This is a genomic window from Rhizobium mayense, from assembly GCF_030272705.1.
GTDB lineage: Bacteria > Pseudomonadota > Alphaproteobacteria > Rhizobiales > Rhizobiaceae > Rhizobium > Rhizobium mayense.
In genome coordinates, this window is sequence record NZ_JARFYM010000065.1 from 1 (window position 1) to 18,056 (window position 18,056).

The 18,056-nt window shown below is 56.0% G+C and carries 20 protein-coding genes; 15 read left to right on the forward strand and 5 right to left on the reverse strand.

Translation table 11 applies throughout. The features are described from left to right. The first annotated feature begins 665 nt into the window (after positions 1-665). Together PY649_RS33785 and PY649_RS33790 are read left to right on the forward strand one after the other, a co-directional pair. On the forward strand, positions 666-3,488 hold the full coding sequence (locus PY649_RS33785; protein WP_285873377.1) for a glycosyltransferase: 2,823 nt from the start codon (positions 666-668) through the stop codon (positions 3,486-3,488). Between the two features lie 59 nt (positions 3,489-3,547). Continuing rightward, positions 3,548-4,291, forward strand: a complete 744-nt coding sequence (locus PY649_RS33790) for a class I SAM-dependent methyltransferase (RefSeq protein WP_285873378.1) — start codon at positions 3,548-3,550, stop codon at positions 4,289-4,291. Between the two features lie 77 nt (positions 4,292-4,368). On the opposite strand, the gene PY649_RS33795 is transcribed toward PY649_RS33790, so the two are convergent. Further along, entirely contained in the window at positions 4,369-5,442 is a 1,074-nt protein-coding gene (locus tag PY649_RS33795; RefSeq protein WP_285873379.1) for a polysaccharide pyruvyl transferase family protein, read from the reverse strand. A 69-nt stretch (positions 5,443-5,511) separates the two neighbouring features. Beyond that, positions 5,512-6,252: an ABC transporter permease gene (locus PY649_RS33800; protein WP_285873381.1), complete on the reverse strand. Its 741-nt coding sequence runs from the start codon at positions 6,250-6,252 to the stop codon at positions 5,512-5,514. A gap of 178 nt (positions 6,253-6,430) precedes the next feature. On the opposite strand from PY649_RS33800, the gene PY649_RS33805 reads away from it, so the two are divergent. The 8 genes from PY649_RS33805 (at position 6,431) to PY649_RS33840 (ending at position 12,396) form a co-directional block, all read left to right on the forward strand. Next, complete coding sequence (locus tag PY649_RS33805; RefSeq protein WP_285873382.1) at positions 6,431-7,114, forward strand: hypothetical protein; 684 nt, start codon at positions 6,431-6,433, stop codon at positions 7,112-7,114. Between the two features lie 44 nt (positions 7,115-7,158). Continuing rightward, positions 7,159-7,668: a hypothetical protein gene (locus PY649_RS33810; protein ID WP_285873383.1), complete on the forward strand. Its 510-nt coding sequence runs from the start codon at positions 7,159-7,161 to the stop codon at positions 7,666-7,668. A 76-nt stretch (positions 7,669-7,744) separates the two neighbouring features. Beyond that, positions 7,745-8,077 (forward strand): hypothetical protein, encoded by a 333-nt coding sequence (locus tag PY649_RS33815; protein ID WP_285873385.1) that lies wholly within the window; start codon positions 7,745-7,747, stop codon positions 8,075-8,077. 317 nt (positions 8,078-8,394) lie between these two features. Next, positions 8,395-8,601, forward strand: coding sequence for a hypothetical protein (locus PY649_RS33820; RefSeq protein WP_285873386.1), 207 nt, complete (start codon positions 8,395-8,397; stop codon positions 8,599-8,601). Between the two features lie 370 nt (positions 8,602-8,971). Further along, a complete protein-coding gene (locus PY649_RS33825; protein ID WP_285873387.1) occupies positions 8,972-10,015 on the forward strand; it encodes an IS110 family RNA-guided transposase in 1,044 nt (347 codons plus the stop codon). Positions 10,016-10,862: 847 nt separating this feature from the next. After that, complete coding sequence (locus PY649_RS33830) at positions 10,863-11,141, forward strand: hypothetical protein (protein ID WP_285873389.1); 279 nt, start codon at positions 10,863-10,865, stop codon at positions 11,139-11,141. A gap of 136 nt (positions 11,142-11,277) precedes the next feature. Further along, positions 11,278-11,871 (forward strand): YqaA family protein, encoded by a 594-nt coding sequence (locus tag PY649_RS33835; RefSeq protein WP_285873390.1) that lies wholly within the window; start codon positions 11,278-11,280, stop codon positions 11,869-11,871. A 15-nt stretch (positions 11,872-11,886) separates the two neighbouring features. Next, positions 11,887-12,396, forward strand: a complete 510-nt coding sequence (locus PY649_RS33840; protein ID WP_285873391.1) for a disulfide bond formation protein B — start codon at positions 11,887-11,889, stop codon at positions 12,394-12,396. A 274-nt stretch (positions 12,397-12,670) separates the two neighbouring features. Here PY649_RS33840 and PY649_RS33845 read toward each other — a convergent pair whose 3' ends face one another. Together PY649_RS33845 and PY649_RS33850 are read right to left on the reverse strand one after the other, a co-directional pair. Continuing rightward, complete coding sequence (locus PY649_RS33845) at positions 12,671-13,228, reverse strand: HNH endonuclease (protein ID WP_104824507.1); 558 nt, start codon at positions 13,226-13,228, stop codon at positions 12,671-12,673. A gap of 111 nt (positions 13,229-13,339) precedes the next feature. Next, positions 13,340-13,984, reverse strand: coding sequence for a DNA-3-methyladenine glycosylase family protein (locus PY649_RS33850; RefSeq protein WP_285873392.1), 645 nt, complete (start codon positions 13,982-13,984; stop codon positions 13,340-13,342). 43 nt (positions 13,985-14,027) lie between these two features. Between PY649_RS33850 and gluQRS the strand changes: the two genes are divergently transcribed. Next, entirely contained in the window at positions 14,028-14,909 is an 882-nt protein-coding gene (gluQRS, locus tag PY649_RS33855) for a tRNA glutamyl-Q(34) synthetase GluQRS (protein ID WP_285873393.1), read from the forward strand. Here gluQRS and PY649_RS33860 read toward each other — a convergent pair. Further along, complete coding sequence (locus PY649_RS33860) at positions 14,874-15,806, reverse strand: YihY/virulence factor BrkB family protein (RefSeq protein WP_285873394.1); 933 nt, start codon at positions 15,804-15,806, stop codon at positions 14,874-14,876. The genes gluQRS and PY649_RS33860 overlap by 36 nt on opposite strands. A 98-nt stretch (positions 15,807-15,904) precedes the next feature. Between PY649_RS33860 and PY649_RS33865 the strand changes: the two genes are divergently transcribed. The 4 genes from PY649_RS33865 to PY649_RS33880 form a co-directional block, all read left to right on the forward strand. Further along, complete coding sequence (locus tag PY649_RS33865) at positions 15,905-16,738, forward strand: SDR family oxidoreductase (RefSeq protein ID WP_285873395.1); 834 nt, start codon at positions 15,905-15,907, stop codon at positions 16,736-16,738. A 19-nt stretch (positions 16,739-16,757) separates the two neighbouring features. Then, positions 16,758-16,961 carry a twin transmembrane helix small protein gene (locus PY649_RS33870; protein WP_285873396.1) on the forward strand — a complete coding sequence of 68 codons (204 nt, stop codon included), beginning with the start codon at positions 16,758-16,760 and terminating at the stop codon, positions 16,959-16,961. Between the two features lie 13 nt (positions 16,962-16,974). Continuing rightward, on the forward strand, positions 16,975-17,553 hold the full coding sequence (locus tag PY649_RS33875; protein WP_285873397.1) for a cob(I)yrinic acid a,c-diamide adenosyltransferase: 579 nt from the start codon (positions 16,975-16,977) through the stop codon (positions 17,551-17,553). 200 nt (positions 17,554-17,753) lie between these two features. Further along, positions 17,754-18,056 (forward strand): electron transfer flavoprotein subunit beta/FixA family protein (locus PY649_RS33880; protein WP_432761457.1); only part of this gene is annotated, 303 nt, incomplete at its 3' end.

The following is an 18,056-nucleotide window of genomic DNA, read 5'->3' on the forward strand; positions in this document are numbered from 1 at the left end:
ATGGCTTCGCACCGCAACCCGCCGCTACCGCCGCAAATACAGCAACCCAAAACCGCTGGAGCGAACTCAAAACTGGATAAAACTTGGGGGCAAGGTCAGTGCCAAACCGGCCGGAGATGCCTTCATACCCATTGAATACAACTCGTGAAGATCATTTACGATTTCCGAGTGTGAAAGGACATCTTTGCGAATGAGCATTATGCATAGGCTGGCTATGATCGCCGTCTGAGTTGTTAGCAGATTTGCAATCTGCTCATCGGTCAGTTTGTGTCTGTCGTTATTCATTGTCCTATTTTCCATCCTATGCGATTGCGCGCCTAAGCTGTGAGTAGCTCGAATTGCGTATTGATGTGAAGAGTGCAACGTCAATCGTTTTCTTGCTGATAAGCAAGTCGCATAGAGTCACCATGATGGCGGTTTGAGTTGCCATCATTGTTGCTATGTCCTGATCGGTAGGTTTGCTTGCCATTGGGCGGCTTTCTCGTGTGAGAGTTGTAGAATTTGATCCCGTAACATCGTCTTAAGCCCTCATACAAGCGGCGGCAGTTTTAAAGAAGGATCCGACAACCCGGAGCGGTTCATTTTTTCAACTTAGGAGAGTTGATCCTAGCATCTCAGCGTCCTATGACATCCGCGCTGGTCTGCGCTGCATGTTGGAGCTCGTTGTGGAATCGTCATTTGGAAAAGCCTGCATAGTCACCGAGGAAATCTCTGGTCTTAATAAGTCGGGAGGGATCGGAGCGTGCGCTTTAGGGCTGACACTCCATCTGACCGCCCTTGGATACCAGGTTGAAGTCCTAGTAACTGATATGGTTGTTTCAGCGGCGGATATATCGAGATTTCAGGAATCTCATCCTGATCTAACAATAACCTTGCTCAGCGCGGAGGTTTCGGAAGATGACGAAGTTGCGAGCCCGGTCGACAGCATATCAAAAGCATATTGCGTCTATCGGTTTATCAAACGGCTCGACCCTGACGTTGTCCATTTCAACGATTGGCTTGGTAGCGGCTTTTATTGCGCAATGGCGCGCCGGCAAGGTTCTCTCAGATCCCGCGTAGTGACCCATCTGCATGGCAGTTCCGAGTGGGTTCGCCGTTACAATCGGCACATACCCTCTCTAGAAAACTTTGAAGTTGAGGGAATCGAGAAAAGCCAAATAGAAAACTCTGATCTTGTCGTTGGGCCAAGTCGCTACTTGCTCGATTGGTATGCCGAACACAACATTAAGCTGCCGGAATCGAGGGTGATCAATTGGTTATTGCCTCAGTGGTTTGATGCGGCCCTTGTGACGAATGTGCAGCTTAGAACGAGAGAGGTTGTCGGCGGCGGCATCGATACCTTGGTCTTCTTTGGTAGGCACGAGAGACGAAAGGGATTTGAGGTTTTCCTAGATGCGGTGGCCCGATTTCCCGAGGATTTCCATCCAAACATCGTTTTCATGGGTCGCTTTGATCGTATCGACCGCGAATTCACCGGTTCGATGGCGCTCCGAAAATTGCGAAACTATGGCGGGGAAATTCATTTCATAAATGACTTTTCTCAACCTGAGGCGATGGGCTTCTTAAAGAGAAGAAAAGGCGCCCTTTGCGTCATGCCTTCTCTGATTGAAAACAGTCCTTGCGTCATCGGCGAGTGCTTTACTGTTGGCGTTCCGTTCGTTGCTTCTGCGGTCGGCGGTATTCCGGAACTATTTGAAGATAAGGCTCCCCAATGTTTAGCTAATCCGGACGGCAAAGATTTGAGCGCCGCGATCCTCCGTATCGCCAATGATGGGATGGGTCCGATAATCTCCTCCCTCAAGCCAACCAAAATCATGGAAGAGTGGGAGAAATTACACGCGATCCTTTTCGCCACGCCTGGTGCCGGCGAGACCAAAATCAAGCTTATGCCGCTGGTCAGTGTTTGCATCACTCACTATGAGCGGCCCAAGTTCCTTGAACTCGCGCTGAAGCATCTCAACGGGCAAACGTACGAGAACATCGAAATCATTGTGGTGGATGACGGGAGCACCTCGGCGGCCGCGACTAAAGAGTTGGAGCGCATTGAAAAAACTTCCAGCCGCTTCCCAATTCGAGTTGTCCGAACGTCAAATAACTACCTGGGTGCGGCCAGAAATGCTGGTGCCAGGGTTGCGCGGGGGGAATACATTCTGTTCCATGACGATGACAACGTCGCCGAGCCGCACGAGATTGAAACTTTTGTCTCGGCGGCCGTCCATTCAGACTCCGATATACTGACGTGCCAAGCTTACATCTTCCGCGCGAATGATGCGCGAGGTCCGTTTGCCGATGCGAAGAAAAGGCGGTCAATCGAGTACTACCCGATCGGCATCGGAGGCGTCTTCTCTTTCTTTAAAAACCGATTCGGAGACGCAAACGCTCTAATAAAGAAAGATGTTTTCGAGAAACTGGGAGGGTTCTCGGAACTACGCGGTGTCGGTGTTGAAGACTGGGAACTGTTCCTAAAGGCGTACATGCGGGGCTTTAAGACAGGTGTTGTCCCGGCGCCGCTGTTCCATTACCGCGTCAGCACCAACGGGATGTTGGCGACGGGGCATATACAGGATAACCATGAGCGGATATTCACGGCGGTGGACCATGCCCAGCCGGCTTTGGTCGGTGACATCTTGCGCTATGCAAATCGCAATGAACTGGCGCAAGGAATATTAGATCAGACTTGGTATCGGCTCGGGAAGGAAGTCGGCGGCGCACTTCAACATGAGCTTATGGCGCTCGATCCGAATTCTTCGGACGCACGCGGGAAGCTTTCCGATCTTGCGCTTGAGATCGGACGCATCAAGGACGCTGTCCAGCTAGCATTGCCCATTTTTGAACAACGCGAAAAGTTGCTAGCGTTGACAAAAATTTTGGGTGCAGATGTCCGATCGAACCTGCAGCAGCATGCGTCGATACGACTTTCTTCAGGCGTAGACGTTCGCGGATACTTTCTTGAAGGCTGGTTCGTGGACAAAGAAGGGCGGCCAGATGCGCCAGATGGGATCCTAATCGATAAAGAGCGGTATACGCTGTTGTCGGCGAACCGTTATGACCGTCCGGATGTCCAGAGCGCATTGGAACTCTCAAGCTCGACTGGCATTGGCATTAGGGCCCTCGTCCGAAAAGAGCCTTCAGGTCGACTAGGCTCCCCGTTTAGGGCAAAGCCACGACAGAGAATAAGGATCGATGGTATTGGAGAAGTCGCCCTTCTAAAGGCGTCCGGCAAACTAAGAGGGCATGTCGACAAAGCAGTTGGCTACACCTCGGTATCAGTGACGCTGCCTGATGACGGCGGTTGGTCTGGTGGCCTCGAAATCCTAGTTGAGGACGGAGTTCGGCCAGCTATCAATTGGGGGCCGGGCGTTTTCGATTTTGGTTTGAGTTATGGGGCGAATAGAAAGACATATTCTGCCCCAAAGGGAGGGGTATTGCCACGAACGGTTGAAATTTATTTGCCAGCGGATACTGCGATTGATGTGTTTTTCCGCTAGTTTCCTGGCTGGGTTCAGTCTGGTAAGCAATAATTTTATCGCTTTTGGAGAAGTTTTTGATGTCGGAAGAAAACGATTATGAGTTCTTACTTAAGGACACGCACGAAAAATACCTGGAATTCAGATCGGCATTGAGAAAGGCTGTGGTGGCCTCGCGTGTGAAAGGGGCACTCCCTGAATTCATAATGGGGCATACCGGCAAGAAGGTATCTATCCCTCAAGCAAAGCTTGATGACTGCAAGGTAATGGGCGACCGAAAAGACATCATCCGGCAAATGCCAGGTGACGGTGTGGCTATCGAAGTCGGCACCCAAGCCGGCCTATTCGCCGAGTTCATTCTTACCACGCATCCAAATATCAAGCTTCATGTGGTTGACATGAACTACGGCCCGTTCCGATACGATTTGCTGAACCCGTACATTGAAGCGGGTCGCCTGTCACCAATCGAGGGTTATTCGTGGGAGGAGCTTTCGAAGTTCCCAGATGAACACTTCGATTGGATATACATCGACGCCAGCCACATGTACGATCATGTCCGGCAGGATTTGGAGATGGCAAAAACCAAGGTGAAGCTCGGGGGCCATATTATCTGCAATGACTATACGGCTTGGTCTCCGCTAGAGGGCGACCCGTACGGCGTTCTGCAAGCCGTCAACGAATTTCTGGTGTCGGAGAATTTTGAAGTAACGCATCTATCGCTTGATGGCTGGGGTTACCATGATATCGCGATGCAGCGACTTTCTGACAATGGCGGGAGCGGCGATTATTTGGCGTCGATTCTACACAATATTCGAAACTCGTAATACTAGTGCGTTAGGCTGAGAAAATTAGGGCGGCGGCATGTTTGCTGCCGCCACCATGGGTGAGTAGATGCCGGCGACTAAACTCCCTCAAGCACTCGAGTTTCCAGGCTGCGGTGTCCAACAAGGAAGTTATCTAGTCTGTTGCGGAAATTCTGGGTCGTTTCGAGATTGTTGCGCTTCAGGAAGTCCGTGTAATTCTCCAATTTGCTTCTGTATCCGCGAAGGAAAGCCGAATAATCGGTTCGTTCCGCGTGCCTAAAAATCGGCTCATCCATTGAGAACTGGTCAGCACGAACTGTCGGGAGGCCGAAGTAATCTGTCATCTCCTGCGTTCGGCTGTCGAACTTCATGAACAAGGCTGGAACTTTCGCCAAGAGCGCCGCAACATTGCCGTGAAAACGCAATCCGAAGCTGAAGTCATACCGCTGGTTATGGAGAACCCAAGAGTCGAGATCGAAGAAGATGTAGGTATATCGATTGAACCATTGCCGGACTCGTGCGTCGGGCATCATCTTAGGCGTCAGCGGCAAGAGCGTTTGTTCGGCAAAGGCACCGCTATATGTCTGTATGTAGCGCAACATATCACGGTCAGCCGAACTGAACGTCCCATCGAAGGAACGATAGTTGGCTGTTGCAAAAGATGCGGTCGGCTCTTTCTCTAGGAAATTGAGATTCCCTAGGTACAGGGGCAGCTGGTACATAGATGGGCAGCCGACAATCTCGATATTTTTGACGCCGTGGCGGCTGAGTATGTCTGCTGTGTATTCGCCTCGAACCGCCATAACGCAGCGTGATTCTATCTCTTTCAAAGCCAAGACCATTTCTGGCTGCAAGGTGAAGTCCGGCTTAAAGGTGTGCGATTGAAGGCCAACGCTGAGGGGTATGATCGGCCGGTCCTTCGCCATCTTGAGACGGTTTAATAGCCGTTCGGTCGGCTTTGTGCTCTCAAGGAGCCAAATCAAATCGGACGTGATGAATGCGTCATAGTCTTCCATCTTGTCCTCTTCCCACGAGGAGATGATGTCGCATTCGATCGTTTTCTTGATCGCATTTAGAAAAAGTATGTTGCCTGTGTTCCAGGCAATGGAATCGTACTTGTCATTCAGTGCTGTGAACTGAGTGAACGTATCTGTGAAAAAGCCGACTCTCACTAAAGGACCTCTCCAAAACTAATGGTTGTTGTTCTAGCGGCATAGCATGCGCTCCCGCAAGTAGCCGTTCTACGCCTCTAGTAGCTGACGCCTAAAGACGCGTTCCACGAGCAACCCGAGGAAAAGGGCTCCAATGCCCCAAGCAAGTACATATTCGGGGCTGACGAGCTTATCGCTGTAGGTCTCATAAAACGCTGTCCGCATCCATTCGACACAGACTAAAAGAGGGTTGTACGCGAGTGCATGGGCAAGCGGGTCAGGAAGGTTTGAGGCGACGAACATGGTGCCTGACGAGATGTATAGTAGAATGATAACCAGCGCATATACAGTGACAATCACTGGCATGAACATAGACGCAATTCCAATTACCGTGCCGCAACCGATCGCCAGTAGAATGGTGGCCAGATAGCAGCATACTGCCCGCTCAAGATCGAATGGAAACGGATTTTCCTTGAGAGCCCACAGGATTGCCACGATCAAAAAGAGCATGATGCAAGCTCCAATTATCTCGAGAAATGCTCGGCCAATCATCACGTCAAAAACCTGGACTTCAGGGAATGCAAGCATCGCCCTGTTCACGACCAGCGAGTAACCCATGAACCGGGAAACATACATAAACGTCAGCGTGGGGACGAGCCCGGTCGCGTAGAAAACCGCAGTGCTGTCTCCATAAGGTGGCAAGCCACCTGACACCGTGTGCATAAGAATCAGCACCCCCATATGCACAAGCGGCCAAAGCGGAACGACGATAAACCCTAAGCCGTGGTTGAAGAACCGCGTGCGCATGTCGCGTAGGATGACCGCGGTCATGACGTTTCTCTTGCGCTCCAGACCCTTAATGAAGGGATGGCGTTTATCGTTTGGATTTGTCCTGGCCATGACGAATTAGGTCTTCCCACGGTTGAGTGCGGACGACTTTTTACGGGCAATTTCGGCTCGCGCAATGGGGCGGCAAGCACTTAAGTAAAACCGAAAAAGGAAGAATATTATGGATCGCGCGAAATTCTTCGCGGCGGTGCGCTCGTCACTGTTCGGCGGGCGTCTATCGCAAAATCAGGTGAACGGGATCGAGGCAATACTCGATCGATGGCAAGCGAGCCCTTTCGATAGCCGGTGGCTCTCTTACATGCTCGCGACCACGTTTCACGAGAGCGACAATACGATGTGCGCTATCTCGGAAAACCTGAACTATTCGGCTGTCGGCCTTCGGGCGACATTCCCGAAATATTTCACCGCGGCTCAAGCGGCCGCCTATGCCCGCGAGCCGGACCGTATCGCCAATCGAGCCTACGCAAACCGCATGGGCAATGGGAGCGAGGCCAGCGGCGACGGCTGGCGCTATCGCGGTCGCGGCCTAGTGCAGATCACCGGCCACGACAACTACGAGAAATATGGCATCGCATGCCAGACCACCAAGATTGATACGGTCATCCAGCAGAACTTACCGAAGGCTTGTTCGGCGCTGGCGACGGCGCACGTTGCCTTCGCTTCGATCGCAGCTCTGGGCAATGTCAGTCGCGACAAGGTTGCCAAGGAACAGGCGGCCTATGACGGCGTGGTGGTCATCTGCACAGATCCCGCAAACACCACGGTCGCCGACGCCCTGGTAAAGGTCGCGCAGGCGTACGGAGTCGTTGCAACCGCCCTCAATGCCGCGAAGGCGGCAAACTAGCGCCCGCCCCCACCTGTCTTTCCCTGATCTCAAAAGGAACTCCCATGAAATTCATCCGTATGCTGGCGTGCCTAGTGCTCGACCTGACCTGCCTTTTCGCGTCATGTTTCATGCCCACTGTCGCCTTCGCACAGGATGCGACGGCGGCGGCTGCGTCGATCATCGATCCGTCCTCCTGTCTCTATGTCGTCTGGACGATCCTGCAGCCCATCGTCACGCTGCTGGTGACGTTATTCGGTCCTGTGGTCCTCGCGATCGTCGTCGGCTACCTGGTAAAGCTGTTGAAGATCACCGATGCCAATCAGCAGGCCGCGCTCGAGACGCAGCTCAGTACCGCGCTTCACCAGTCTGCCGCAAACGCAGTGAAGTTTGCCCTGGGCAAGCTGGGCATGCCGGCATCCTCGGCGCTCGCCTCCGACGTCATCTCGCTAGCGGCGACCTATGTGCAGGACAAGAACCCGGATGCGTTGGCGAAGCTGGGCGTCAATGCTACCAAGCTGCAGGACATCATCACCGCCAAGGCGCAGGATATCGCTGCCAAACCCTCTGCCTGATCTCACTCGCTTTTGATCGCCGGCCGGCGGCAAGGTCGCCGGCCGTTTCGCAATCGATTTTGGCTAAGGGCGGCATATGAACATCAATGACTTTTTCGACGCGATGGGCATCAAACTCGGTGTTGCCGTTGCGGGGCTTATGGGCGGCATTCTGCGCGGTTTGTCGCGTCGGCGGTATACGGCGCGCGAAATATTCGTGTCGCCGATCTGCGGGGCAATTGCGGCGGCCTATCTCACGGAACCAGTGCTGTATTATCTGCGGTCGATCAATTGGCCGCTCCCTGACGTCGAGCAAAGCGCCATGAACTCCACCGCCTTCCTGGTGGGCGTCTGTGCCATGTGGATTGCGGATATCATGTTCGACGAAATGACGCGACGGTTTAAGAGTGGCAGGCCGCCGGCCCCATGACAGACTTGGATACAAGGAAACCGGGACGCTACTTCGACTTCCTCGCGCCATTCAAATCGCCCCTTGGAGCCGGATATTCGAGCCATCTGTGTTTGAAGCAAAACTAGCGCGTTTCGCTGCGGCCGACATCATAGCCCAGGCCGCCCCATTTCGAGCATCCAGGCTCTTCGCAATAGTGCTCGAAATGTACCGGCGCGCGCGGTTGCGTAGGGGATTGCGCGAGGTGCAGGGTAACGCTGCCGTTTACGAAATTAGGTTATAGAACTAGTCATCTGCAAAAGCGCGCCGGGTGCCGCATTTTAAGAAAAAGCTATTTGATGAGCGAAACAATTAGAATTGGTGACACTGTTCGCGCCAAGGGCATTCGATCACCTTCCATGCTGGTCATCAACCTGCGCCTGGTGCAGGAAGGTAGCACGTTCGCTGAGCTTCTATGGTTTGACGCCAATATGACCGCTCGGCAGTTGAACCTAGACACCAATTTGCTTGAGCACGTGCCGCTGCAAGATGAGCCAGCGCGCTGAAATTGTTTTACAGGCGCATTGAACCTATTAGCGTTTTCGGCGCAGATTTGGCCCGTTATACAAGTATGCGGTTGAAAAATCGGGATTAGATCGAGCTTCCCAAGCTGCTGCTAAAAGGCCCACCTTATGTGCGGGCGGGCTTAGACGTTAATGAGTGCTCAATTCAACGGTTTTGAGTAGGTCGATTGCTGGAGACCCTTTCGACCGCCCACCCCGGCCGACCGAAGACCCCAGCAGGGCTGGTGGCCACGCTCTGCCTACTTCGCCTCCATCTCCCGTTCGAGCATACGAGAGATGGCATGCTAGTCGCAGAACTTGCGATTTGCGCCGATACTGTGCCGGTTGTTCATCCATCATCCGGAGTTGTGTCATGAAGGAAGTTGCGACCATTGGACTAGATATCGCGAAGAATGTCTTTCAGGTTCACGCGGCCGACGCGGCAGGGGTGACAGTATTCAATCGAAAGCTACAGCGGTCAGACGTTCTAGGCTTTTTCCGTGAATTGCCACCGTGTCTTGTTGCGCTTGAAGCATGCTCGTCGGCGCACCATTGGGCGCGGAGCATTCAGGGCTTCGGCCATGAAGTTCGCCTCATTCATCCACCGTACGTGAAGCCGTTTGTAAAGCGGGGTAAAACCGACGCCGCTGATGCAGAAGCTATCAACGAAGCGCTGACGCGGAAGACGATGCGCTTTGTGCCAATCAAATCGGTCTCTCAGCAGGCATTCGCGATGTTGTTTCGCACTCGTAGCTTGCTGGTGCGTCAAAAAACTCAATCGGTCAATGCGCTACGCTCGCACCTCGCAGAGTTGGGAATAGTCGCAAAGAGCGGGAGATCAAGCGTCCCGTACCTATTGAAGTTTGTTCGCGAGAATGGCCCGGCGCAGCTTCCTCCACCGGTGTTTTTTGGCCTTGAGATCGTTGTGACGCAGATCGAACGGCTGCAAGACGCGGTCGAGCAGATCGAGCGAGAAATCAAAATTCAGGCAAAGTGTGACCAAGACATTGACCGATTGACGACAATCCCCGGGGTCGGACCAACAACTGCGGTCGCTATCAAAGCACTTGTTCCCGATCCGACTGGCTTCAAATCCGCACGTCATTTTGCGGCTTGGATAGGCCTAACACCGAAATCGTACTCAAGTGGCGAGAACCGTGTGCTGGGCCCCGTCTCACGAATGGGGAACAACCAGCTCCGCTCATTACTCGTTATCGGTGCGATGGCGGTTCTTAGTCACGTCAACGAAGCTGACGGCAACACAACATGGATTAGTCGCCTTAAGAGGCGTCGCCCATTTATGGTTGCGGCCGTGGCTGTGGCCAGCAAAACAGCCAGAATAATTTGGGCACTGCTTAAGAAAGGTGGCGTGTTTGTTCGGTCGCCGGGCATCTCGCTTCTCGAAAGCTCCGTATAACCGACAAAGGGTTGCCGAGTAGCGGCCAACAATGGGACATCATACCAAGACTGCAACAAACCGATACTCAAGCAAACAGCACCGATAACCTCATAGAGTGACCAAAATCACGACTTAATGTAAGGTCTTTGCTTCGCGAAATGCATATTGGCTAAGTGTTAACTGAAGCCGCCCTAATGTTAGCAACGGTCCGTGCATTGCATCTTCGATAAGTGTCCCGGACCGGCCGATCCACAAGTCGGATCGGCCGGTCGCTCCCCTGATGCCCGTACCGCCCGTGGAAGGGGACCCTTTATGCTACCGCACCCCGCGACCGGGAAAGCCCCGGAGGAGCAGCGGTTATACCTAGTGACGATATGACGCCTAAATTGTCCATCGCGAAGGCGAGGACAGGCAGCAGCCGGTTGCGGATCGGCTGTTACTTTCATGCGTTGTGGTTAGCCTCAATGGCCGCTTGGGCCGAAAGCGGAAGTAGGGCTACGTCCGGAAAGCCGCGCGACCAAGCGAAATGTGGGGGAGATTGGTTGGGACGGTCCAGCGCTACCAACGAACTATGTCGCTTACTTTTGCGGGACATATGAAGCGAAAAGCATAGTGATTTGCCACGGCTATGGCTTGCCCCACCACTGGCCAAGGTGTTGATCATGCTCATTTATTGAATTTCGGCATGGGGCACCACCATCCCTCACAGCAAAGTCAGTTGTCGGCTTCCCGACTGAGTTGCGACTATGTGATTTTAACGAAATCGCGCGCCGCCTCATCTCGAAAACATATGCTCTTTCCGCTACCTCAGCAGCGATATCCGTCGCTTCCCTCCAGGGCAGCACTCAAGCCGGCAAGGGAGAATATGAGTCGCGGCCTTCTTGTCCTTGTCTTGCAGCTCTTCGTCGCCATCGCCGTCTTCTCGATCGGGCTGTGGACCTTGCTGCGCCCAAGAAGCTTTCAGCAGTTTTTGAACGTCAATTTCGGTCTTCTTCCGGCAGCAGGGGCCGCGCTTGCGCTGACGCCGATCCTCATCAGGCTCTCCTCGGTCTTTTTCCTCTGGTACGGCTATCGCCTCGGGGAGGCGTTCAGCGCCGAAATCCTTTGGCTGATACGGCTCGTCAGCCAACTTGTCGGGCAGTGACGACCAGGCGAAGTGCGGCGTCGAACACGACACTTTCACGAAAAATTTTGATTTTGTGCCGCTTCCGTCATCCCCCGACCATTTACAGCCATAATCCTCCCCCCTAAAGGTGTGCGACGCAGCAAAAGGGGGCAGAATGCTTCGTAAACTTTACGACTGGACCATGTCGCTGGCCGGCCGCAAATCAGCGGAAATTTGGTTGGCCGTTATCGCCTTCGTTGAAAGCTCGATCTTCCTCGTGCCCGCCGACGTCTTGTTCCTGCCGATGTCGCTTGCCAAGCCCGAACGCGCTTGGCGCTACGCGCTGACGGCGACGGTCGCCTCCGTGCTCGGCGGCATTGCGGGCTGGGCGCTCGGCTATTACGCCTTCGAAGCCATCGCCAAGCCGATCCTGGTCTTCTACGGCAAGCTCGACGCCTTCAACCAGATGAGCGCCGGGGTTACCTATCAAACCATCATGTTGCTGCTGGTCACGTCCGGCCTAGCGCATCTGCCGCCGATCAAGGTGGTGACGATCCTTTCTGGCGTTGCCCATGTCGATCTCGGCCTGTTCATCATCTCGGCCATCGTCGCCCGCGGCGCCCGCTTCTTCTTCCTGGCCTTTCTGCTACGCCGTTATGGCGAATCGATCCGACATTTCATCGAGAAGCGCCTTGGCCAGATCACCATGGCGGTCGCCGCCGTGCTCATTCTCGTCTATATCCTCTTCCATTATGTCCTGGCGCACTGAGCACGGAGCCCTTGCATGTCCCTGACTTCGACCTCTCGCACCGGCCTAGTCTATTCCGCGCTGCTTGCGATCGGCATGATTGTCGTCATCTGCTCGGCGCTCGGCTTCCAGTATATCGGCGGCTATATTCCCTGCGCGCTCTGCCTTGAACAGCGCCAACCCTATTATTACGGCATCCCCGTCGCGATCGCTGCCGCTCTGTCAGCAGCCTTTGGCGTGCCCTCCTGGATCACCCGCGCGCTGCTGGCCATCGCCGGCATCATGATGGTGGTCGGCGGCGGCATCGGCGTCTATCACGCCGGCGTCGAGTGGCACTTCTGGGCGGGTCCGACGACCTGCTCCACAACGGCCAGCAGCATGACGCAGAACGCCGGCGATCTGTTGAACGAACTGAGCACGATCAAGGGTCCGTCCTGCACGGAAGCCGCGCTCCGCGTCCTCGGCTTGTCGATGGCCGGCTGGAATGTGATCGCCAGCGTGATTCTGGCGGCGATTGCGTTTATCGGCGTGAAGAAGGCGGGTTGATTTTTCGGGCGAGCAACCGCGATCTCTCATCTGCCGTGCCTGTGATACCCCCTCTGTCGCTATCGCGACATCTCCCCCACAAGGGGGGAGATTGGTAACTTGTAGCACGCTCTCGCCTTGAGCAGACTTCGCATCCGCTGAGACCAAGGTCTTTGCTTTTGTGATGGCAAGCGGCAAACTCCCAACTATCTCCCCCCTTGTGGGGGAGATGTCGCGAAAGCGACAGAGGGGTGCCGTACTCTCCGCGAACCAATCGCCAAAGAGACGAGCAATTTTACGGCTGCAGTTCCGTATCCCAGTAGAGATAGTCGAGCCAGCTATCGTGCAGATAGTTCGGCGGGAACAGGCGGCCGTTGTTGTGCAGGTCCTGCACGGTCGGCTGATACGGCTTCTGCGCCGGGAACATGCCCGCCTGCTTCGGCAGCTTGCTGCCCTTGCGCAGATTGCATGGCGAGCAGGCCGCGACCACGTTTTCCCAGGTGGTCTCGCCGCCATGGGCGCGCGGGATGACGTGATCGAAGGTCAGGTCGTCATGGGCGCCGCAATATTGACATTCGAACCGGTCGCGCAAGAAGACGTTGAAACGGGTAAAGGCCGGATTGCGGGAGGGCTGGACGTAGGTCTTGAGGCAGACGACGCTCGGCAGCCGCATCGAGAAGCTGGGCGACGATACGGATTGATCGTACTCCGCAATGATATTCACACGGTCAAGGAAAACCGCCTTGATCGCGTCCTGCCAGGACCAGAGCGACAAGGGGTAATAACTCAGCGGTCGATAGTCAGCGTTCAGCACGAGCGCTGGCAGGGACTGCGGCGAGACTGCAATCGTCAAGGAACCCTCCTGATCGATTCGGCATCTGTACCTGTATATTAGGCCGGTTGTTACAGGATTGTGAAGTCCAATAAATTCAGTGCATAGCGGCGATTCTATGAGTGCAGCTGATCAATCGATAGGCAGCGCCTCACGCCGGGTTTTGACGGCGTAATAGGCCCAGAAAAGCCGGGCTGCGACCGAGCGCCAGGGCATCCAGACCGCAGCTTCCCTGGCCAAGGCCTTGGGCAAGGGCCTGACATCATGCCCAAATGCCATGCCGACGGCAGCCTGCAAGGCGACGTCGCCGACCGGGAACACATCTGCGTGACCGCCGCAGAACATCAAATAGACCTCCGCCGTCCAGGGACCGATTCCCTTGATGGCGGTGAGCTCGGAAAGCGCCTTCTCCGGGCTTTCGGCGCTCAGAGACATCAGATCGAGGCCGCCGCTGACGACGGCGTCGGCAACACGCGCCAGCGTGTCGTGCTTGATTCGCGAGAGGCCGAAAGCGCGCCAGGCGTCGGATTCTAGCCCCGCATAACCCTCGGCGGTCACCTGACCCATCCCGGCGATCATCTTCCCCCAGATCGCATCGGCGCTCGCCCGCGACACGACCTGCGACACGATGATATGGGCAAGCCCCTCGAATCCCGGTTCGCGCAGGCGCAGCGGCACGGGGCCAGCCTCGGAGACGATCTGCCGCAGGCGCGGGTCGAGCTCGACCAGCGCCGCCAGCCCTTCCTGGATATCGTCTTCACCGCGAATGATGTGCATGGCTTCTCGTAGTCCGGGATTAAAATTCGTGGCAGAAGAAAGCATGAAGGCGATTCCCCGTCAAAAGCCGATATTCCGTTTCGCGCCGAGCCCGAATGGGCCGTTGCATCTCGGTCATGCGCTGTCGGCAATCCTCAACCACGACATGGCGAAACAGGCTGACGGCCGTTTCCTTCTGCGCATCGAAGACATAGATCAGGCCCGCTGCACACCCGATTTCGAAGCGGGCATTTTTGCCGATCTCGCCTGGCTGGGCCTCACCTGGGAAGAAGAGGTGCGTCGGCAATCCCTGCATTTCCCGGCCTACCAAACTGCCCTTCAGTCGCTCATCGAGCGCGACCTCGTCTATCCCGCCTTTCTGACGCGCGGCGAGGTTAAGGCACGGGTCGCAGTCGGCGAAGCTGACGGAATTCCCTGGCCCCGCGATCCGGACGGCACGCCGCTCTATCCACCCGACGACCGAGCGCGCAGCAACGAGGAAAGGAAGCGATTGCTGGCCGCAAGCCTCAAGCATACCTGGCGGCTGGACGTGGACAAAGCCATCGCCGCAGTCGGAGAACCGCTCCATTGGCATGAAAGCGGGGATGGCGAGAGGGGCGACATCATTGCCGATCCCGCAGCCTGGGGCGATGTGGTGCTGTCGCGCTCCGATGCGCCGTCAAGCTATCATCTGTCCGTGGTCGTCGACGATGCGGCACAGGGCATCACCCATGTCGTTCGTGGTCTCGATCTCTTTCACGCCACCTCGATCCACCGCCTGCTGCAGGCCTTGCTCGGCCTGCCGGAGCCGCTCTATCACCATCATCGGCTGATTCTCGGCGAAGACGGCAAGAAGCTGTCGAAAAGCCAGGGCGACACGGGCATTGCCGAATGGCGCCGGCAGGGCTGGTCACCTTTGGAGCTTCGCGGCCGCATCGGCCTTTGATTGTTTGTCCTCTTCCTCCTTATCCGCTCTCGGACCGCTTGCTGCCTTGCCGAAAAGCATGCGTTTCACCTTGAACTTCATCAGCGCCGCATTGATTTCCGCGCCCAGGATGAAGATCACCGCCAGCATGTAGAGGAAGACGAGCACGATCATGACCGACGCCAGGCCGGCATAGGTGGCTGTGTAATTGGCGAAGGTCGCGAGGTAGTAGGCGAAAATGATCGCGCCGAGCGACCAGAAGAGCAATGTCAACAACACGCCCGGGATGACGTCGAACAGCCGCCGCCGACCGGCTGCCAACCAAAGATGTAGAATCAGCAGCCCGGCGAGCAGCAGGAAGATGGTGCCGTAGATGCGCCAACTGAAGATGAGGTCGAGAATATCGGCAAGCCGGGGCAGCCACTTTCGCGTATAATCCAACACCAGCGGCACCGCGACCAGCATGATGCTGAGAAGGGCAAAGATCAAAACCGCTATCAGCACATAGCCGAGGCTCGCGAGACGGTTGAAATACCAGGGCCGGTTTTCCGGCACGCGATAGGCACGGTTGAGCGAGATGCGCAGCGCCTCGACGCCGTTGGAGGCGAAATAGGCGGCGGCCAGCACGGAGATGGTCAGCAACCCGCCGCGCGGAATGGTCAGAACCTGCACCACCTGGTCCGCCAGCGGCTTGGCGATCGCCTCTGGCCAGGTATCGAAAATCAGGTGCACCGCCGTTGAAGAGAACTGGCTAGCGCCGAGGAAGCTTGCAAGCGCCGTGCCGAAGATCAGAAATGGAAAAACAGCCAGCAGCGTCGACAGCGCCACATGGCTTGCCATCGCGAAACCATCGTCCTCGACGAAATGGAAAACTGCGTCGTAGACGACCCTATAGAGCGTACGAACGAATAAAGGCATTCCATCTCCGCTTGAGCCCGGTTCTCGTCCGCCGGTTGTCGATTGTGTCGGGCCTATGAATATGGGAAACGACTCCCGGATTGTACAGGAATCATTCCATGGCAGATAAACGCACAATCATCGTGACGGGTTGCTCTTCCGGCATCGGCGCGTTCTGCGCTCGTGCACTGAAGGCCGATGGCTGGCGTGTTTTCGCAACCGTGCGCAAGGAGGCGGACCGTGCCTCTCTTGAGGCCGACGGGATCGAAACGCTGCTGATGGACTATGCCCAGCCGGAAACGATTTCGGCCCTGGTCGCAACCGTGCGCGAACGGACCGGCGACCGCGTCGATGCCCTGTTCAACAACGGCGCCTACGGCCAGCCCGGCGCAGTCGAAGACCTCTCCACGGATGTGCTGCGCGGACAGTTCGAGACGAATTTCTTCGGCTGGCACGAGCTGACGCGGCAGGTGATCCCACTGATGCGCAAGCAGGGCCAGGGCCGCATCGTCAATGTGTCCTCCATTCTCGGCCTGATCCCCTATCGCTTCCGCGGCGCCTACACGGCTTCCAAGTTCGCGCTGGAGGGCCTGACGATCACGCTCCGGATGGAACTGCAGGACAGCGGCATCCATGTCAGCCTGATTGAACCAGGCCCGATCGATACGCGTTTCACCTCGAACGCGCTCGCCAAGATCGGCGAGCATGTCGATCTCGAACATTCCTCGCATGCCGCCGAATATCGGCGACAATTGGCGCGGCTGAACGGCACAGGCCCGGTCAACAGGCATAAAATGGGGCCTGAAGCAGTCTATGCCGTGCTAAGGTCGGCGTTGAATGCGAAAAATCCGCGCCCGCATTATGTTGTGACCCTGCCAGCAAAACAGGGCGTTCTTCTGAAAAGGCTGTTGCCGGCTAACCTTTTCTATCGTCTGATGCGCCGGCTCGATTGAAATACGAAGGCCCGAAGCAATGTCTACCTTTACCTATATTGCCGCCATCATCGTCATGGGCCTGGTCGTGATTGTCCTCGTCCGCGGCCTGTTCAACATGATGAAGGGTGACAATCCAAGCCTCTCGAACCGGCTGATGCAGCTCCGCGTGCTGCTGCAGGCAATTGCTGTCATCCTGATCATGCTGACGCTGTGGCTGACCGGCGGCGGCCGCCCGAGCTGATTGCAGGATCAAGATGGTCAAGCTCAACAAGATCTACACCAAGACCGGCGATGACGGCACGACAGGCCTCGTCTCCGGCCCGCGTCGGCTGAAGAACGATCTGCGCGTGGAAGCCTACGGCACGATCGACGAAACCAACTCCGCCATCGGCGTCGCAAGGCTGCAGACCACCGGCATGCCCGAACTCGATGCCATGCTGATGCGCATCCAGAACGATCTTTTCGATCTCGGCGCCGATCTCTCGACGCCGCAAACGGACGAACCACTTTCCTACGAGCCATTGCGTATCATCGACAGCCAGGTGGGGCGCATCGAACAGGATATCGACAGGCTCAATGCCGATCTCGAACCATTGCGATCCTTCATTCTGCCCGCCGGCAGTCACGCCTCGGCGCATCTCCATCTCGCCCGCACCATCGCACGGCGCGCCGAGCGGCTGATAGTGGCCCTGTCGCGCAGCGAGGGCGAGCAGGTGAGCCCGGCAGCGATGAAATACATCAATCGCCTCTCGGATTTCCTGTTTGTCGCCGCACGCCATGCGAATGATCAGGGGCGCGCCGATGTGCTGTGGGTTCCGGGGAAAAATCGATAGCCGAAGCAAACCAGATCCAACAGCAGTCGATCATATTGACGTTAACGTAAGCGTTATTTATGTCCTTAAAGCAATTTGCCGCTCTGCGACATGGAAGCGTTGTAATTGGGGAAAAAACGCGTATCCATGTCGCCATTCGACAAACGGAGCGGCGCTGAACAGGCCATGGTCTTTGGGCGCAGTGTTGAAGGAAGGTTTCCATGAAGATTCTCGTCCCCGTGAAGCGGGTTGTTGATTACAACGTCAAGATACGCGTGAAGCCGGATGGTTCGGGCGTCGAGCTTGCAAACGTCAAGATGTCGATGAACCCGTTCGACGAGATATCGGTTGAGGAAGCGCTGCGGCTGAAGGAAGCCGGCAAGGCCGAGGAAGTGGTCGTCGTCTCGATCGGCCCGGCCAAGGCGGAAGAGACGCTGCGCACCGCCCTCGCCATGGGCGCCGACCGGGCGATCCTGGTCGAGACCGACGATGCCGTCGAACCGCTGGCGGTGGCGAAGATCCTG

What these genes read in the sequence shown, in the direction of transcription:
- PY649_RS33790 (WP_285873378.1), top strand. Translation starts at nt 3,548, where the DNA reads ATGTCGGAAGAAAACGATTATGAGTTCTTACTTAAGGACACGCACGAA.
- PY649_RS33800 (WP_285873381.1), bottom strand. Translation starts at nt 6,252, where the DNA reads ATGACCGCGGTCATCCTACGCGACATGCGCACGCGGTTCTTCAACCAC.
- PY649_RS33805 (WP_285873382.1), top strand. Translation starts at nt 6,431, where the DNA reads ATGGATCGCGCGAAATTCTTCGCGGCGGTGCGCTCGTCACTGTTCGGC.
- PY649_RS33810 (WP_285873383.1), top strand. Translation starts at nt 7,159, where the DNA reads ATGAAATTCATCCGTATGCTGGCGTGCCTAGTGCTCGACCTGACCTGC.
- PY649_RS33815 (WP_285873385.1), top strand. Translation starts at nt 7,745, where the DNA reads ATGAACATCAATGACTTTTTCGACGCGATGGGCATCAAACTCGGTGTT.
- PY649_RS33820 (WP_285873386.1), top strand. Translation starts at nt 8,395, where the DNA reads ATGAGCGAAACAATTAGAATTGGTGACACTGTTCGCGCCAAGGGCATT.
- PY649_RS33825 (WP_285873387.1), top strand. Translation starts at nt 8,972, where the DNA reads ATGAAGGAAGTTGCGACCATTGGACTAGATATCGCGAAGAATGTCTTT.
- PY649_RS33830 (WP_285873389.1), top strand. Translation starts at nt 10,863, where the DNA reads ATGAGTCGCGGCCTTCTTGTCCTTGTCTTGCAGCTCTTCGTCGCCATC.
- PY649_RS33835 (WP_285873390.1), top strand. Translation starts at nt 11,278, where the DNA reads ATGCTTCGTAAACTTTACGACTGGACCATGTCGCTGGCCGGCCGCAAA.
- PY649_RS33840 (WP_285873391.1), top strand. Translation starts at nt 11,887, where the DNA reads ATGTCCCTGACTTCGACCTCTCGCACCGGCCTAGTCTATTCCGCGCTG.
- PY649_RS33850 (WP_285873392.1), bottom strand. Translation starts at nt 13,984, where the DNA reads ATGCACATCATTCGCGGTGAAGACGATATCCAGGAAGGGCTGGCGGCG.
- gluQRS (WP_285873393.1), top strand. Translation starts at nt 14,028, where the DNA reads ATGAAGGCGATTCCCCGTCAAAAGCCGATATTCCGTTTCGCGCCGAGC.
- PY649_RS33860 (WP_285873394.1), bottom strand. Translation starts at nt 15,806, where the DNA reads ATGCCTTTATTCGTTCGTACGCTCTATAGGGTCGTCTACGACGCAGTT.
- PY649_RS33865 (WP_285873395.1), top strand. Translation starts at nt 15,905, where the DNA reads ATGGCAGATAAACGCACAATCATCGTGACGGGTTGCTCTTCCGGCATC.
- PY649_RS33870 (WP_285873396.1), top strand. Translation starts at nt 16,758, where the DNA reads ATGTCTACCTTTACCTATATTGCCGCCATCATCGTCATGGGCCTGGTC.
- PY649_RS33875 (WP_285873397.1), top strand. Translation starts at nt 16,975, where the DNA reads ATGGTCAAGCTCAACAAGATCTACACCAAGACCGGCGATGACGGCACG.